Here is a 15,041-nt window from a genome sequence, read left to right on the forward strand (position 1 = left end):
CGGCGAAGACGACCTCGCCGGGCCGCAACCGGACGACGCGCCGGAGCCCGGCGGAGCGGTCAGCCACGCTGCCCCGCGACCGTCTCGGCCGCCGGCCTGGACGCCGCGCGCAGCCCGGTCAGCAGGATGCCCAGCGCCGCCAGCATCGCCACCCCCACGGCGATCGCCCCATAACCCCCCGGATCGATCGACGGAAGCGGGGACCCCGGCAGAGTCACGCTGAACGAACTCACCGTGACCCCCGCGACGGCGGTGCCGGTGAGCGTGCCCACCGCCGTGATCAGCAGGCACTCGGCGCAGAGCATCGACGCGAGTTGCCGGCGGGTCGCACCGACCAGCGTCAGCAGCGCGAACTCGCGGCGCCGCGCGGCGGTCAGCGCCGCCAGGGTGTTGACCGTCGCCACACCGCCGAAGCAGACGAGGATGGTCAGCTCCACCTGACGGAGCCAGCCGTCATTGGCGGAGTTCACCGAGGTCAGCTCCGTTCCCGAGAGATGGTGAGCGGCCGCCCCGACCGTATCGCCGAGGGACCGGAACGTGCATGCCAGCGCGGTCAGGAGCGCCAGGGGGACCACGGCCGAGGACAGCCGGGCGGCGTACCCGCGCAGGTTCGCGTCGGCGAGCCGGCCTGAGCGGGGCGCGACGATCCGTACGGGCACGCCGAGGACCGCGACGAGGGCCACGGTGAACAGCGGCCCAAGGAGCGCGACCGCCACCATGAGGATCAGCGTGGCCAGCAACGCCCCCTGCCCGGCCTTGTCCGGGGGCTGCCGGGCGATGGCGAGGCAGACACCGGCCCCACCGGCGAGCGCGAGGAGCCCGGCCGGCGTACGGATCGGTCCGGCCCGCCGGTCGCCGCCGACGCTCTCCCCGAGCGCGACGGCCGGTGCGACGCGGCAGACCGGGCGGGCCGCGACCACGGCCGACAGCATCCCGAGAACGAGCGCGATCACCGAGGCCGCCGCGGCGGGAACCGGGGTGGAGGGAATCCGGCTCCCGGCCGGCGCCAGGTCCCGGTCCACGAGCGCGCGGAGCAGACGGTGGGCGCCCAGGAGCCCGGCCGCCCAGCCGGCCGGGCCGACGAGAAGGACCACGATCAGGACCTGCCGGCGCACCAGCCCGCGGACCTGCCGGGGAGTGGCCGCCACGGTGCGCAGCAACGCCAGATCCCGATGCTGCTGACGGATCGCGAAGCCGAGGGTGTTGGCCACCACGAACAGGGCGACCAGGATGGCGATCTCCCCGAACGCACCGCCGATGACCACGAGACCGGGTTGCCCCGCGCGCGACGGAGGAGAGACGACGCTCGCGGCGATCAGCGACCCGAACAGGGTGATCGCGGTCACCGCCATGAACAGGGCGGTGGCGAGCCCGGCGAATGTCGCGGGCCGGGTCCGGATCTGCCCGAAGGCCAGCCGCAGCATGTCAGCCTCCCAGCCGGCTCAGCCGGTCGGAGACCGCCGCCGCCGACGGACGATCCAGGTCATCGACGATGACGCCGTCGGCGAGCACCACGACGCGGTCGGCGTAACCGGCGGCGACCGCGTCGTGCGTCACCATGACGCAGGTCTGCCCCTGCTCGTCGACGCCGGCGCGCAGCAGCGACAGGATCTCGACGCCGGTCCGCCGGTCGAGTGCGCCGGTGGGCTCGTCGGCGAACAGCACCCTCGGGTGGGAGACCAGGGCCCGCGCGATGGCGACCCGCTGCTGCTGGCCGCCGGACAACTGCCCGGGACGGTGCCGCTCGCGCCCGCCGAGCCCCACCTGCCTCAGCGCCTCGTGCACCGCCGTCCGCCCGGGCGGGCGGCCGGCCAGCCGGCCCGGCAGCGTCACGTTCTGCTCGACCGTCATCGCGGGCATCAGATTGAACGACTGGAAGACGAAACCGACCTCGGCACGGCGCAGTCGGGCCAGCCGCCGCTCCCGCAGCCGGGACACCTCGGTCCGATCCCACCAGACGGTGCCGGAGGTCGGCCGGTCCATGCCCGCGACGCAGTGCAACAGGGTCGTCTTGCCCGACCCGGAGGGCCCCATCACGGCCGTGAAGGTCCCCGGTGCGAAGGCGACGGTCACGCCGCGCAGCGCGTGGACGGCGTTCGCGCCGCCGCCGTAGCGCCGGTGCAGGCCATCACACCGAACCGCCGCGCCGTCGCGGGAGGAGACGGGGTCGTCGGGTGAGTGCGGTGAGCCGGCGGCGCGGCTTCGGAGACCGTCGTACGCCGGAAGGCGGCCGTCCCGGCCGCGCGGGTTCGAAAAGGGCATGGCGCAAGCCTGGGTCGCCGGGGCGGGACCGCACGATCGTGCTGCCAGCCAGATCCGTGGTGCGGGAACCCGAACCCCGGCACGCTCAGCCCTGATCTCCCGGGCGTCCCCGATGGCGTGTGCTCCCGGCGCGAGGCGCGGCCGAATAAAATTCGGCGAATGCGGCGGCGAGCCGACGCCGCGCGCACGGAGTTCGGCGTGATGGAGGGGTTTTCGTGGATGCGGTGGACCGGGCGATCCTGCGCCGGCTGCAGCGAGACGGCCGGCAGACCAACCGGGAACTGGCGCAGGCGGTGGGGATCGCCCCCTCGACCGCCCTGGAGCGGACGCGCACCCTGCGCGACCGCGGAGTGATCACCGGCTTTCACGCCGGGGTGGACATGACGGCGCTCGGCCGCAGCGTACAGGCGCTGATCTCGATCCGGATCAGGCCGCAGTCGCGGGAGGCCATCGAATCGGTGCGGGACAGCATGGCCAAGCTCCCCGAGACGCTGGGGGTGTTCGTCGTGACGGGCAACGAGGACATCCTCGTTCACGTGGCCGTGCCCAGCACGCGGTACCTGCGGGACTTCGTCCTCGACCGCCTCGCGCGGCGCAAGGAGTTCGTGGACGTGCGCACCACCGTGGTGTTCGACTACGTACAGCCGGTGGAGCAGTCCGAACTTTCCGACGTCGTGGAGCGTGATCACCGAACTTCGTACGGTTGAGCGCGGTGAAACGCGGGGTGCGCCGAACGAGTGACGGCCGGGCCGGGCTCGCTCGAACGAAGTTCGGCCCGTGGGCTCTCATCGCGTATTTCTCCCTAACGTCGCGGCAATGGAGCAACGAAATGACGCTTCCGGGGTGCTGCTGGTGCTCATGGCCGGAATCCTGTGGGGCACCGTCGGACCGGCCCAGTTGCTGGCCGACGTCGCCGCGGGGCCGGTCGCGCTGGGCGGCGCCCGGATCCTCCTCGGCGGCGTCGTGCTGGCGGGCACCGTTCTGGTGACGGCTCCCCGCGCGTACCGCACGCTGTCCCGGACGTCGTGGCCGCCGCTGCTGGCCGCCTCCGCCGCCACCGCCACGTTCCAGGCCGCGTTCATGACCTCGGTCGCGCGGACCTGCGCGGCCGTCGCGACCGCGATCGCGTTCGGGGTCGCACCGGTCAGCACCGGCGTCTGCGAACGGCTGGTGCTCGGCACCCGGCTGACGCGGCGCTGGATCGGCGGCACGGCATGCGCGATCATCGGCTGCGCCCTGGTGATGACGCCGGCCGGCGCCGTACGGGTCGGCGTGTACGGCGCCGCGTTCGGGGCGCTGGCCGGGGGGTGCTTCGGGATCTACACGGTGTCGGCCAAGCGGCTCATCCAGCGTGGCGTCGGCATGCCGGCCGCCGTCTCGGTGACGCTGCTGGCCGGCGGGGCGGTCCTCGCTCCGTGGACCCTGGCCGACCTGCCCGCGCTCGGCACCGTACGCGCGCTCGCCCTGGTCACGTGGCTCGGCCCGGTCACCGCGGCGCTGGCGTACTGGTTCTTCGTCACCGGCCTGCGCCGCGTCACCGCCGCGACCGCGGGCACGCTGTCCCTGGCCGAGCCGTTGGTCGCCACCGCTCTGGCCGTCTCCATCCTCGGCGAACGCCCGTCCGCGCCGGTGACCGCGGGCTCCGTCCTGCTGCTCGGCGGGCTCGCCGTCGTCTCCGCACCGTCGAGACGTCCGCGCGCGCCGTACGCTCTGAGCCGCGCCCGCGCCGCGCTCACGAGCCGGACGTCATCGGCTCCCCGAACGGACCCGGCGCCTGGAACCGCGGTCGTGCCCCGGCCGCCGACGAGTGTCACGAGACGCTGACGCGGGCGGGTCACGCCGTCGTGCGGCGGCGGTCGGTGAGGACCACGATGCCGCCGACGACCGCCAGGGTCAGCAGCGCGGCGCCGAAGGCGGTCGCCCCGGACGTGAGACCCACGGCGTCGCTGAGGTAGCCGGCGGAGACGGGCAGGACACCGGCGGGCAGGTAACCGCCCACGTTGAGAGCCGCGTTGGCCTCGGCCAGACGCCGGGCCGGGACGCTGGAGTTGAGCAGGGACAGACCGCCGAGCTGGCCCATGCCCTGGCCCGCGCCGGCCAGCAGGGCGGCGGCGATGAGCGCCGGGACGGACCCGGTGTGCACGGCGGTGATCAGGGCCGCCATGCCGGCCGTGGTGCCGACCGCGCCCGCCGTGAGAACGGTGCGCCGGCGCAGCCGCTGGACGGCGAACTGTACCGCGGTGGCGGCGAGGAACATCGCGAACGCCATGGCGCCCGCGACGACGCGGCTGGTGGTGCCCAGCAGACCGGACAGCAGCGAGGGTCCCAGCGACAGCACGAAGGACGTCGCGGTGATGCCCGGGGCGAACACGGCGACGCCGAGGGTGAGCTGCCGGCCGTTGCCGTGGGGGACGCGCGGGAGGCGCACCCAGGCACCCGTGCCCGGTGCGGCCGGACGCGGCACGGGCATGCGCGCGACGGCGAGGACGGCGGTGACCAGCAGCGCGGCCTCGACGACGAAGACGGTGACGGTCGGGCGCGGCAGGACCTCCGACAGCACACCGGCCAGCAGCGGTCCCAGCCCCGCGCCGAAGACCATGGAGCAGGAGGCGAGCAGCGCGGCGAGCCGCCTGCGGTGCGGGCCCGCCACGTCGGTGACCGCCGCCATGCCGGCCGAGACGACGGCGCCGACGGCGATGCCGGCGAAGAGGCGGGCCACGATCAGCGCGGTCACCGTCGACGCGGTCGCGAAGATCACGCAGGCGGCGAGGGCGAGACCGAGGGCGGGCAGCAGCACGTGCCTGCGCCCGAGCCGGTCGGAGACGACGCCGGAGACGAGCAGGGAGCCGAGCAGCCCGACGATGTAGCAGGCGAAGATCACGGTGAGCGTGCCCTTGGAGAAGCCGATGTCGCGCTGCCACAGCACGTAGAGCGGGGTCGCCGCGTTGGACAGCACGAACACGGCGGCGACCGGCCAGGCGGCCAGCCACACCCACCAGGTCGGAGCGGGACGCACCCCCGCTCCGGTACGCCGCCTCACGGCAACGGTCTGACTCTCGGACACTGCGGCCTCCCGGCAGTACGACTCAACTCGAACTAGTACGAACGAAGTCGAACATAACATCCAGTACGATTGGAGTCGAACAAAGGGATCGTCGTCAGGAGGAGCCGCCCGTGCCGCCGACCATGGCCGCCGCGCCCGCCATCAAGGAACTGCCGGAACCTCCCGGCCTGCCCGAACCCCTGCCCGAGCCGGCAGTGGGCGACCTGCGCCTGGAGACGGTGCTGGGCGCGCTCAGCGAACCGCTGCGCCTGCGCATCGTGCGCAAGCTGCTGCTGGAGCGGGAGCGATTCGACCACCCGTGCGGCTGGTTCGGCCTCGACCGCCCGAAGTCGTCACTCACCCATCACTTCAAGGCCCTGCGCGAGGCCGGGATCATCAGGCAGCGCCAGTACGGCCTGGAGCGCCGCAGCCACGTACGCGTCGCCGACCTCGACGCCCGCTTCCCCGGCCTGCTGAACCTGGTGACGGACTGGAGCCCGGACACACGCTGACCACCTGTCGGACTCCGATGCCTCGATTCGTGAGGGGAGGAAGACGATGACCGGTCCGCGCCCCGGCAGACAGGCGGGTTCCGCCGCCGCGCCCCGGCCCGGCCGCCGCCCTCGCCATGACCGGGTGGCACGGCCTGGCGAAGGCGGGCGACGTCGACTGGATCCTTCCACCGGACCGCGCCCGGCAGGGCCATGATGATCGGCGAGGTCACGCTGACCGGACCGGCGGACCTCGCCTTCTCCCCCGACGACCGCCGTCGCGATCCGCGCGGGTGGACGCGCCGGCGAGCGTCCACCCGGCCGGCTCAGGCTCCCGGCGGGGTGAAGATGCCGAAGAGGTTGCCGGTCGCGTCGCGCAGCTGGGCGAAGACCAGGCCGTCCGGCGTGGTGGTCGTCGGCACGATCGTCTTGGCGCCCAGCGACTCCGCCTTCGCCAGCGTCGCCGCCACGTCCTCGACCGTCACGTAGAAGATGGCATAGCCGGGGAACCGGCCCTCCGAGTTGAACAGGCCGCCGCTGACGTGGTCCGCGCCCGGCGTCGTGATCTCCTGGTACGGCCCGTCGCCGGCGAAGGCCCAGCCGAACAGCTCGCCGTAGAACCGCCGGGCCTCCTCCGGCCGGTCGGTCGCGACCTCGAACCATTCCACCGCGTTGTAGTGCCGAGCGCTCATCATCGTCGCCTTCCGATCGGGGACTCCGCGCGGGTCCGCGCGGACGACACGAACGATCCCGCCCGGCGGCGACAGCCCTATGTCGGTGTTTCGCGGGGAGCTCAGTCGAGTTGGAGTGCGTGCGCGACCAGGTCCGGAACGCGCGGAGCCATGTCGCCGAAGTCGCGTACGGGCGCGGTCTCCTCGAGCAGGGACGCCCGCCGGACGCGGTCCATGCGGAACAGGCGCGGGCCTTCGCGCAGGCGGCACCAGCCGACGAGGTACCAGTCACGCCGGCCCGACACGAACGCGACCGGCTCTACGTCGCGTTCGGTCTCGGCCCCGTTGCGGTCGACGTAGGCCAGGCGCACCACCTGGCGGAGGGCCACGGCCTCCTCGACGACGGCGGGCACGGAGGCGCGGTCGTCCCGCGTGCCCGGCACCAGGAACTGGATCCGCTCGGCCAGCTCGCGCGCCTCGGCGCTGTCGGCGGCCGACATCGCGGCAATGATCTTCAGCAGGGCGGTGCGCGCGGAGCGGGCGAACGGCGCTCCCGTGGCCTGGCCCAGTGCGATGCCCACGGCGACCGCCTCCGCCGGGGTGAAGTTCATCGGGGGCAGGGTGCGCGTCCGGTCGAGGGTGTAACCGCCGCCGCGCCCGGTGTCGGCGTAGATCGGCACGCCGGCCTGCTGAAGCGCGCTCACGTCCCGTTCGATGGTGCGGACGCTGACCTCGAAGCGGTCGGCGAGCGAGCGGGCGGTGCGCCGGCCGGGCGAGCTCGCCCGGAGTTCTTCGACGATCGCGTAGAGCCGGTCGGTACGGTTCACGCCCCGACGTTAGGCCGCGAGACCGACATTTGTGAGTGAACGGGGTCAGGCGGTCTCGTCGGACACGACCTCGCGTTGTCTGCCGTACCGGGCCAGAACGCGCCGGCGCAGGCCGGGGTCGTCGCGGGGCACGGGCTCGAGGAAGACCTCATAGACCTCGCGGTACGTCTCGTGCAACTGGCCGTCGAGCCGCGCGCACGCGCGTTCGACGTCGGCGGCGCCAAGAGTGTCGTCGAAGTCCAGCCGGGCGCAGACGAGGATCTGGTCGGCGCCGACGTTCATCGTCAGCAGGTCGACGAGCTCTTCGACCTCGGGCGCGTCCGTCAGCATCCGGCGCATGCCCTCGAGCACCTCCGGCCGCGCCTGCCGTCCGACGAGGAGCTCCCGGTTCGTACGGCCGAGCAGGAACGCGACGAGCGACAGCATCAGGCCGATGAGCAGCGAGGCGACGCCGTCGCCGACGGCCGAGCCGGTCAGCTGGTGCGTCAGCAGGCCCAGAGCGGCGAAGGTGATGCCGAGCAGCGCCGCCGAGTCCTCGAACAGCACGGACTTGGCGGTCGGGTCGTCGGTCGTGCGGAGGAACTCCAGAAGGCCCTGGCCTCGCTCGCGTGCGTGCTGCCGGGTCTCGCGGAACGCCTGCCGCCACGAGACGGACTCGAGCACGGCCGAGACGGCCAGCACGACGTAGCCGATGAGCGGGCTGGACTCCTCGGCGCCCTTGCCGAGAAGCGCCCCGAAACCCTGGATGAACGCGAACAGCGCCCCCATCCCGAAGATGCACACGGCGACGAGCAGCGACCAGAAGTAGCGCTCGGTGCCGTGGCCGAAGGGATGCCGCGAGTCCGCCGGCCGCCCACTGCGCCGCAGCGCGATGAGGAGGAGCAGTTCATTGATCGAGTCGACGAACGAGTGCCCAGCCTCCGCCGCCATGGCGGCGGAACCGGTGATCAACGCGGCGACCGTCTTGGCCAGCGCGATGCCCAGATTGGCCGCGAGCGCCAGCAGGACGGTCAGCAGACCTTGCTGCTTGTTTGCCTTCGCCACGCGCCATAGATTGTCACGCCGCTGTTGAAACGCCCAATACGGCCTCGGCCGCCGTCGCGAGCTGGATCAACCGCTCGATCTCCGTCCGGTGGAACGGCGGGGCCGCCACCCGGGCCAGAAGCAATGTCTGGGTGGCGCCGCCGACCGGCACGCAGGCGTACCGGACCCCGTCCTCGCCGGTGAAGGCGCGGCCGGCGGAGGCGGGAAACGGCGGCGGCACCACCGGGTCGGGCGCCTGCCAGCTCGCGTGCACCACCGCGCCGTCCGGGGTCAGCATGGCCGCCCAGTCGGCACCGAAGATCTTGGGCACCGCCTCGACCAGCGCGACGACGCCGTTCGGCGGGTTCGCGGCCATCTGGCCCACGACCTCGACGTCGGAGAAGACTCCCGGTGCCTCGCTCGTACGCCAGACCCCGTCGACCACGACACCGCGGACCGAGTACAGCGCGTCGCACAGGACGTCGAGCGAGACGCCGTCCGGCCAGCTGACCGTGACGTCGTCGATGGCACGGCCCGCGGCGCGCTCCAGCACCACCACCTGGACGATGTCGGCGCCGGCGGCGCCCAGCGTACGGGCGACCGTGCCCAGTGATCCGGGACGGTCCGGCAGCTTGATTCGGATGCGCAAGAGCGACAAAACGCTCACCTCCCGGACAAACAACATGCCGGACTGACATTTCCGGCATGTTGCCTGCGTGTATACATGCCGCTACCATCCGTTCGGAGGCCGTCTCCGCAGGTCAGAACGGTTTCAAGCGGCCTGGTCACTCGAGCAGCCTGGCCAGGAGACCGCCGAGGCGCCTCCGGTCGGCCTGACCCAGACCGCGGGTCATGGGCGCGATCAGGTCGGCGACCTCCTCGGTGAGAACCTCGGCGAGGCGCCGCCCGTCCGGAGTGAGGGCGACCCGGACGGCCCGCCCGTCCTTCTCGCTGGCGTCGCGCCGCACGAGCCCCCGCCGTACGGCGCGGTCGACCAGCCCGCTCACCGAGGACCGCTCCAGCCCGAGGTGCGCCGCGAGCTCGGCCATCACCGGCTCGTGATTCCGCAGGATCGCCAGGACCCGCAGCTGCGTCAGCGACAGATCGTGCTCCGCCGCTACCCGGCTCAACAGCGCCATCACGGCGAACGAGGCCTGCACCAGCCCGTCCATCAGCTCGGCGGAGACCTGGTCGCGATCGGGGCGTGTGCTCATGCCCTCGACCCTACCTTGCAATAGTTCGTATCGCCATCTAATTTAGTTCGTGTTACCACTCATTTGGAGCCGCGATCCGGCCCCGGTCACCCTGGAGGACCAGCATGCGCGCAGCCGTCGTCACCTCGTTCGACACACCACCGACCTGCCAGGACATCCCCACACCGACGCCGCAGGCGCCCGACGAGGTCCTCGTCGACGTCATCGCCGCGGGCCTGCACCCCCGGGTGCGCTCCCAGGCCGACGGCTCGCACTACACGAGCACCGACGCGCTCCCCCTCATCCCCGGGATCGACGGCGTGGGCCGCGCCCCCGACGGCACCCTGCGCTACTTCGTCCTGCCCGACACCACCATGGGCGCGATGGCCGAACGGACCCTCGTCGACCTGCGCCGCAGCGTCGTCCTGCCCGAGGAGGGCGACCCGGTGCTCATCGCCGCGGCCATGAACCCCGCCATGGCGTCGTGGGTCGCCCTTCGCCGACGCGTGACCTTCGAGCGCGGCCAGAACGTCCTGGTGCTGGGGGCGACCGGCAACTCCGGGCGGATGGCCGTCCAGGTCGCCCGGCACCTCGGCGCGGGCCGGGTCATCGGCGCCGGGCGCCGGCCCGAGCCCCTCGCCGCGCTCACCGAGCTCGGTACCGACGCGACCGTCTCTCTCGACGGCGCACCGGACGAGGTCGCCGGGCGCCTCGGTCAGGCGGCCCGCGATGCCGACGTCGTCATCGACTACCTCTGGGGGCAGCCCGCCGCGGACGCGATGCGCGCGCTGATCACGAACCGCGCCGACCGGGGACGGCCGCTGACCTGGATCGAGGTCGGCTCCGTCGCCGGGCCCACCGCCGCGATCCCCTCCGCGGCGCTCCGTGCCGCACGCCTGTGCCTCGTCGGCAGCGGACAGGGCTCGGTGCCGACACGGGACATCCTGGCCGAGCTTCCCGGCCTCGCCGCCGAGATCACCCGAGGCGCCTTCCGCATCGACGCGCACGCCGTCCCGCTCGCCGACGTCGAGGCCGCCTGGCGGGACACCGGCGCCGGCCGACGCGCCGTCATCACCCCCTGACCGGCGTCAGCCGGCGGTCCAGGCGAGCAGGTCGTCCAGGCTCATCGTGTTGACGACGCGCTCCGGGGGCACGCCGCACCGGGCGGCGCGCTCGCACCCGAACGGCTGCCAGTCGAGCTGTCCCGGCGCATGGGCGTCGGAGTCGATGGAGAACCGGCAACCCGCCTCCAGCGCGGGCCGCAGCAGGCGTTTGGGCGGGTCCAGCCGGTCCGGCCGGGAGTTGATCTCCACCGCGACGTCGTGCCGTACGCAGGCGGCGAAGACCTGTTCGGCGTCGAACTCCGACTCGGGCCGCTTGCCACCACGGCGGCCACCGGCCGCGACGATGCGGCCGGTGCAGTGGCCGAGGACATCGACCCGCGGGTTCGCGATGGCGCGGACCATGCGCGGGGTCATCTCGGCCGACGGCATGCGCAGCTTGGAGTGCACGCTGGCGACGACGACGTCGAGCCCGGCCAGCAGCTCGGGGTCCTGGTCGAGCGAGCCGTCGTCGAGGATGTCGACCTCGATGCCGGTCAGGATGCGAAACGGCGCGAGCTCCTTGTTCAGCGCCGCGACCACCTCGAGCTGGGAGCGGAGCCGCTCCGGCGACAGGCCGTTCGCCACTTTCAGCCGTGGCGAGTGGTCGGTCAGGGCGATGTAGTCGTGGCCGATGCCGATCGCGGCCGCGGCCATCTCCTCGATCGGCGAGCCGCCGTCCGACCAGTCCGAGTGCGTGTGCAGGTCGCCGCGCAGCGCCGCGCGCAGCGCCTCGGTGGCCTCGTCGAGCGGCCGCCCCTCGGTCGCCTCGAGACGCCGCAGGTACACGGGCGTCTCTCCGTCGAGCGCCTCCTTGATCACCAACGCGGTGACCTTGCCGACGCCGGACAGGTCCTCCAGCGTGCCGGCCCGCGCGCGGGCGGCCAGGTCGTCCGCGGAGGTCCGCTCGACCGTCGCGGCCGCGCGGCGGAAGGCGCGCACGCGATAGGTCGCCTCGCCGGCCCGCTCCAGCAGGAAGGCGATGCGCTTGAGAGCATCGAGCGGTTCCATGACGTCCTTTCTACCCGTGCCCTCCGACACCGTTCCCCTGCCTGAGTCGCGGGTGTTCGGCCGGATGCCCCGAACGGTGCCCGGCGGCCCGATGCCCTACGCGAGGCGCGTCGTCCGACCGGCCTGGTGACCGGTGACGGGGCGGATCGGCGGGCTTTCGCCGGTGCCGGGCGCCCATCGGGTGGTGCGGGCCGGATCGAAGGTGATGCGGAGTCCGGCCGGGCCCGCGGTCCGGAGACGGGCATGCCGGAGATCAGGTGACGGAACCCCTTACGCCGCCCGCGCTTCGCACGGGTCGGCCGGGAGCGGGACCCCCACCCCCTACCGGAGTAGCACCCGCGGGATCCCCCTCACGGGGTACGCGACCGGCGCGTACGGCCCTTAGGCTCGGCCCATGACCGAACGGAGCGCCCCGCCCCGGCGTGGGCGTATCCGTTCGCGCCTGCGTGTGGGCCGGATCGACGTGGTCGTCGCGCTGGACTTCCTCATCGCGCTGATCATGTTCGCCGCCGACAACGCCGTACTGAGCTCGCCGAACCCGAACACGAGTGGGCGCCCCCTCGGCATCGTGGTGATCTTCGTCGCGCTCATCACCGCCGCGCCGATCACACTCCGTGACCGGTACCCGCTCGCCGCGTGGCTGTCCTCGACCGGCGCGATCCTCCTCGGCCACGTCCTGCTCGCGGGGCGCACCTCCGCGCCGTACATCCCGGGCGAGGTCGTGGTCTACGTGCTGTGCCTGTACGCGGTGGCGGTGCGCGGCGGCAACCGCGTCACGGCCGGCGCCGCCGCCGTGACGGTCGTCGGCGCGGCCGTGATCGACTCCTCCAGCGCGGTCGTCGCGCTGCCCGCGATGACCCCGCTCGTCATCGGCCTTCTCGTACGGATCCGGCGCACCACCCGGCAGACCCTCGCCGAGCAGGAGGCGCGGCACGCGGCCGAGACGGCCGTCCTGGAGGAGCGCCAGCGGATCGCCCGCGAGCTGCACGACGTCGTCGCCCACCACATGTCCGTCATCGCGATTCAGGCCGAGGCCGCGCCGTACAAGGTCACCGATCCCCCTCCCGAGCTGGCCGAGAGCTTCGTCGAGATCCGCGCCAGCGCCCTGGAGGGGCTGACCGAGCTGCGCCGTGTGCTCGGGGTGCTGCGCACCGGCCACACGCCGGAGACCGCGCCACAGCCCGGCCTCGACCGCCTCGAGGAGGTCATCGCCTCCGCCCGGAGCGGCGGGCTGACCGTCGAGGTCTCCTCGACCGGCGAGCCGCCGCAGCTGCTCCAGGGCGTCGCGCTGTCGGCGCACCGCATCCTGCAGGAGGCGCTCAGCAACGCCATGAAGCACGCGCCGGGCGCGTCGGTGACCGTGGACATCGCCTACCGCACCGACGGCCTGCGGCTGCGGGTCTTCAACGGCCCCGGCGCCGGGCGCCGGCCGGTGGCCGGGAGCGGCGGCGGTCACGGCCTTGTCGGCATGCGCGAGCGGGCGAGCATGCTCGGCGGCACCCTGGCCGCCGACCCCGAGCCCGGCGGCGGGTTCGCCGTCACCGCCGTCCTCCCCTACCGGAAGGCCACCGCTCCCCGATCTCCCGGCACGGAGGAGAGAACAGGTTGAGGTTCGCGCTTCACCGCCCCGCCCAACGGCCGGCAGGCTCACCGCGCGGTCACGGCACGCCCTGCCGCGATGTTCACATCCGCGTGATGGCAGGTCCGGGACGTACCGGCGGGATTGGTCCTTTCTGCCCGGCCGACGGCCTTGTGCTCGCCGTATCCGGCCGCGCGGTGGAGCGGCCGAGCCCCGCGTTCCCGCCCGGCGCGGCGATCGTGCCGCAGGCGGAGGTGACCATGGTGCCGGCCCTGAGGCCTTCGAGACGGATCAGCTGACGGCGGCGGGCCGGATCGGCGGAGGTCTCCTCCACCCGGTCCTCGCGCCGGTCGGCTTCACGGGCCTTCGACCGGGCGATCGCGGTCTTGGCCCGTCCGCGCCGGATCGACTCCCGTACGGCGCGCCCCGGGCGTCCGCTCTCGCCGTCGCGCGGGCCGGGCACCGAGGACGGCTCACCGGCGGCGACCGCGCCGCTCCCCGGCCCGTCGATCCGTGGCGGGTCCCGGTACGGCCTCGCGTGATCGAAGATCGGACGGGGCCGCCGGAACCGCACCCGGCCCGCCTTCGGGACCCCTCGGCCGACGATGCGGAACCCCGCACGCCGACGCGTCCCGGCGAAGAGATCCGCCAGGGCCTGGGCGAAATCCCGCAACGCCCGCTGCCGCACCTTCGGGGACCCCGCCGCCGGCCACGCGAACTCCCCTCCGGCCTCGGTCGACCGCCGACGCAGGGGCCGCCCACAAGCGGAATCCCCCACATACCGGGCATGCGCACGGTGCTTCGGCAACGCCGACCCTTGAACGGGCGTGGGCCGGAGCCGAGACCGCATGCCGCGACGCCGACCACCACCACCGACACTCCAAGGAGGGAGCGGCGTGCCCGCCCCGGCCCGAAGGCCGGGGTCCCCACGCCGCGCAGCCGATGATCCGCGTGCTCATCGCCGACGACCAGGGCATGGTCCGGTCCGGCTTCTCCATCCTGTTGAACGCCCAGCCCGACATCCAGGTCGTGGGCGAGGCGATCGACGGCGAGGAGGCGGTGGCGCGCGCGGCGGAGCTGCGCCCCGACGTGGTGCTGATGGACGTCCGCATGCCGGTGATGGACGGCCTGGCCGCCACCCGGGCCGTCACCGCGGCCGAGGACCCGCCGAAGGTGCTGGTCCTGACCACCTTCGACCTGGACGACTACGTGTACGAGGCGCTGCGCGCGGGCGCCAGCGGGTTCCTGCTGAAGGACGCCTCGGCGGGTGAGCTGTCCGACGCCGTGCGCGTCGTCGCGCGGGGCGAGGCGCTGCTCGCCCCGACCGTCACCCGCCGGCTGATCGCCGAGTTCGCCCGCATGGGCGCGCCGCGCGGGCCCGACGGCCGGCGCGTCGAGGCGCTCACCGAACGCGAGAGCGAGGTGCTCGGCCTGGTGGCGCGCGGCATGTCCAACGCCGAGATCGCCGCCGAGCTCGTCCTGGCCGAGCAGACCGTGAAGACGCACGTCGGACGCATCCTGATGAAACTGGACCTGCGCGACCGCACCCAGGCCGTGGTCTACGCGTACGAGACCGGCCTCGTACGACCAGGCGGCTAGTGTCCTGCGCCTTAATTAGGTGAAATAATTTTATGCTTGGCACGTGGCGAGGACTGGCAGGCCGAAGGCCCCGTTGACGGTGAGTGATGCCGAACGGTCGGAGTTGGTGCGTGGAGCACGGGCGGCGACGTCGGCGCAGGCGTTCGCGTTGCGATGCAAGGTGGTACTGGCGTGTGCGGATGGGGCAACGAACGCGCGGGTCGCGGCGGATGCCGGCGTGTCCGCTGCGACGGTCGGCAAGT

The 15,041-nt window shown here is 73.2% G+C and carries 16 protein-coding genes; 6 read left to right on the forward strand and 10 right to left on the reverse strand.

Annotated features, from left to right (window positions below; translation table 11 throughout):
* Positions 1 to 59: 59 nt before the first annotated feature.
* Both ACFFNX_RS25455 and ACFFNX_RS25460 read right to left on the reverse strand, forming a co-directional pair.
* Positions 60 to 1,424, reverse strand: coding sequence for an ABC transporter permease (locus ACFFNX_RS25455; protein ID WP_378207211.1), 1,365 nt, complete (start codon positions 1,422 to 1,424; stop codon positions 60 to 62).
* Position 1,425: 1 nt separating this feature from the next.
* The gene (locus tag ACFFNX_RS25460) at positions 1,426 to 2,262 is read right to left on the reverse strand and encodes an ABC transporter ATP-binding protein (RefSeq protein ID WP_378207214.1); all 837 of its coding nucleotides are present in this window, start codon (positions 2,260 to 2,262) and stop codon (positions 1,426 to 1,428) included.
* 215 nt (positions 2,263 to 2,477) lie between these two features.
* Here ACFFNX_RS25460 and ACFFNX_RS25465 point away from each other — a divergent pair, with 215 nt between their 5' ends.
* A complete protein-coding gene (locus tag ACFFNX_RS25465; RefSeq protein WP_378207217.1) occupies positions 2,478 to 2,969 on the forward strand; it encodes an Lrp/AsnC family transcriptional regulator in 492 nt (163 codons plus the stop codon).
* Positions 2,970 to 3,078: 109 nt separating this feature from the next.
* Positions 3,079 to 4,086 (forward strand): DMT family transporter, encoded by a 1,008-nt coding sequence (locus tag ACFFNX_RS25470; RefSeq protein ID WP_378207220.1) that lies wholly within the window; start codon positions 3,079 to 3,081, stop codon positions 4,084 to 4,086.
* A 10-nt stretch (positions 4,087 to 4,096) separates the two neighbouring features.
* Here ACFFNX_RS25470 and ACFFNX_RS25475 read toward each other — a convergent pair whose 3' ends face one another.
* Positions 4,097 to 5,278, reverse strand: coding sequence for an MFS transporter (locus tag ACFFNX_RS25475; RefSeq protein ID WP_378207223.1), 1,182 nt, complete (start codon positions 5,276 to 5,278; stop codon positions 4,097 to 4,099).
* 170 nt (positions 5,279 to 5,448) lie between these two features.
* Here ACFFNX_RS25475 and ACFFNX_RS25480 point away from each other — a divergent pair, with 170 nt between their 5' ends.
* Positions 5,449 to 5,817, forward strand: a complete 369-nt coding sequence (locus tag ACFFNX_RS25480; protein WP_378207257.1) for an ArsR/SmtB family transcription factor — start codon at positions 5,449 to 5,451, stop codon at positions 5,815 to 5,817.
* A 305-nt stretch (positions 5,818 to 6,122) separates the two neighbouring features.
* Here the strand turns inward: ACFFNX_RS25480 and ACFFNX_RS25485 are convergent, their stop codons facing one another.
* From ACFFNX_RS25485 to ACFFNX_RS25505, 5 genes are all read right to left on the reverse strand, one after another.
* Positions 6,123 to 6,488, reverse strand: a complete 366-nt coding sequence (locus ACFFNX_RS25485; RefSeq protein ID WP_378207226.1) for a VOC family protein — start codon at positions 6,486 to 6,488, stop codon at positions 6,123 to 6,125.
* A 101-nt stretch (positions 6,489 to 6,589) separates the two neighbouring features.
* Positions 6,590 to 7,294, reverse strand: a complete 705-nt coding sequence (locus ACFFNX_RS25490; RefSeq protein WP_378207229.1) for a helix-turn-helix transcriptional regulator — start codon at positions 7,292 to 7,294, stop codon at positions 6,590 to 6,592.
* Positions 7,295 to 7,339: 45 nt separating this feature from the next.
* The gene (locus ACFFNX_RS25495; protein WP_378207232.1) at positions 7,340 to 8,338 is read right to left on the reverse strand and encodes a cation diffusion facilitator family transporter; all 999 of its coding nucleotides are present in this window, start codon (positions 8,336 to 8,338) and stop codon (positions 7,340 to 7,342) included.
* Between the two features lie 13 nt (positions 8,339 to 8,351).
* Entirely contained in the window at positions 8,352 to 8,966 is a 615-nt protein-coding gene (locus ACFFNX_RS25500) for an ACT domain-containing protein (protein WP_378207235.1), read from the reverse strand.
* 136 nt (positions 8,967 to 9,102) lie between these two features.
* A complete protein-coding gene (locus ACFFNX_RS25505; protein ID WP_378207238.1) occupies positions 9,103 to 9,531 on the reverse strand; it encodes a MarR family winged helix-turn-helix transcriptional regulator in 429 nt (142 codons plus the stop codon).
* Between the two features lie 104 nt (positions 9,532 to 9,635).
* Between ACFFNX_RS25505 and ACFFNX_RS25510 the strand changes: the two genes are divergently transcribed.
* Entirely contained in the window at positions 9,636 to 10,592 is a 957-nt protein-coding gene (locus ACFFNX_RS25510; protein WP_378207241.1) for a quinone oxidoreductase family protein, read from the forward strand.
* Between the two features lie 6 nt (positions 10,593 to 10,598).
* On the opposite strand, the gene ACFFNX_RS25515 is transcribed toward ACFFNX_RS25510, so the two are convergent.
* A complete protein-coding gene (locus ACFFNX_RS25515; RefSeq protein ID WP_378207244.1) occupies positions 10,599 to 11,621 on the reverse strand; it encodes a PHP domain-containing protein in 1,023 nt (340 codons plus the stop codon).
* Between the two features lie 394 nt (positions 11,622 to 12,015).
* Between ACFFNX_RS25515 and ACFFNX_RS25520 the strand changes: the two genes are divergently transcribed.
* Positions 12,016 to 13,230, forward strand: a complete 1,215-nt coding sequence (locus ACFFNX_RS25520; RefSeq protein ID WP_378207247.1) for a sensor histidine kinase — start codon at positions 12,016 to 12,018, stop codon at positions 13,228 to 13,230.
* 73 nt (positions 13,231 to 13,303) lie between these two features.
* Here ACFFNX_RS25520 and ACFFNX_RS25525 read toward each other — a convergent pair whose 3' ends face one another.
* Positions 13,304 to 13,873 carry a hypothetical protein gene (locus ACFFNX_RS25525; protein ID WP_378207250.1) on the reverse strand — a complete coding sequence of 190 codons (570 nt, stop codon included), beginning with the start codon at positions 13,871 to 13,873 and terminating at the stop codon, positions 13,304 to 13,306.
* Positions 13,874 to 14,142: 269 nt separating this feature from the next.
* Between ACFFNX_RS25525 and ACFFNX_RS25530 the strand changes: the two genes are divergently transcribed.
* On the forward strand, positions 14,143 to 14,799 hold the full coding sequence (locus tag ACFFNX_RS25530) for a response regulator (RefSeq protein ID WP_378207254.1): 657 nt from the start codon (positions 14,143 to 14,145) through the stop codon (positions 14,797 to 14,799).
* Positions 14,800 to 15,041 lie beyond the last annotated feature (242 nt).

This window comes from Actinoallomurus acaciae, assembly GCF_042429965.1.
Lineage (GTDB): Bacteria > Actinomycetota > Actinomycetes > Streptosporangiales > Streptosporangiaceae > Actinoallomurus > Actinoallomurus acaciae.

Coding starts and splice junctions, on each gene's coding strand:
- ACFFNX_RS25455 (WP_378207211.1), bottom strand. CDS start 1,424: ATGCTGCGGCTGGCCTTCGGGCAGATCCGGACCCGGCCCGCGACATTC.
- ACFFNX_RS25460 (WP_378207214.1), bottom strand. CDS start 2,262: ATGCCCTTTTCGAACCCGCGCGGCCGGGACGGCCGCCTTCCGGCGTAC.
- ACFFNX_RS25470 (WP_378207220.1), top strand. CDS start 3,079: ATGGAGCAACGAAATGACGCTTCCGGGGTGCTGCTGGTGCTCATGGCC.
- ACFFNX_RS25480 (WP_378207257.1), top strand. CDS start 5,449: ATGGCCGCCGCGCCCGCCATCAAGGAACTGCCGGAACCTCCCGGCCTG.
- ACFFNX_RS25485 (WP_378207226.1), bottom strand. CDS start 6,488: ATGAGCGCTCGGCACTACAACGCGGTGGAATGGTTCGAGGTCGCGACC.
- ACFFNX_RS25505 (WP_378207238.1), bottom strand. CDS start 9,531: ATGAGCACACGCCCCGATCGCGACCAGGTCTCCGCCGAGCTGATGGAC.
- ACFFNX_RS25510 (WP_378207241.1), top strand. CDS start 9,636: ATGCGCGCAGCCGTCGTCACCTCGTTCGACACACCACCGACCTGCCAG.
- ACFFNX_RS25515 (WP_378207244.1), bottom strand. CDS start 11,621: ATGGAACCGCTCGATGCTCTCAAGCGCATCGCCTTCCTGCTGGAGCGG.
- ACFFNX_RS25520 (WP_378207247.1), top strand. CDS start 12,016: ATGACCGAACGGAGCGCCCCGCCCCGGCGTGGGCGTATCCGTTCGCGC.
- ACFFNX_RS25530 (WP_378207254.1), top strand. CDS start 14,143: ATGATCCGCGTGCTCATCGCCGACGACCAGGGCATGGTCCGGTCCGGC.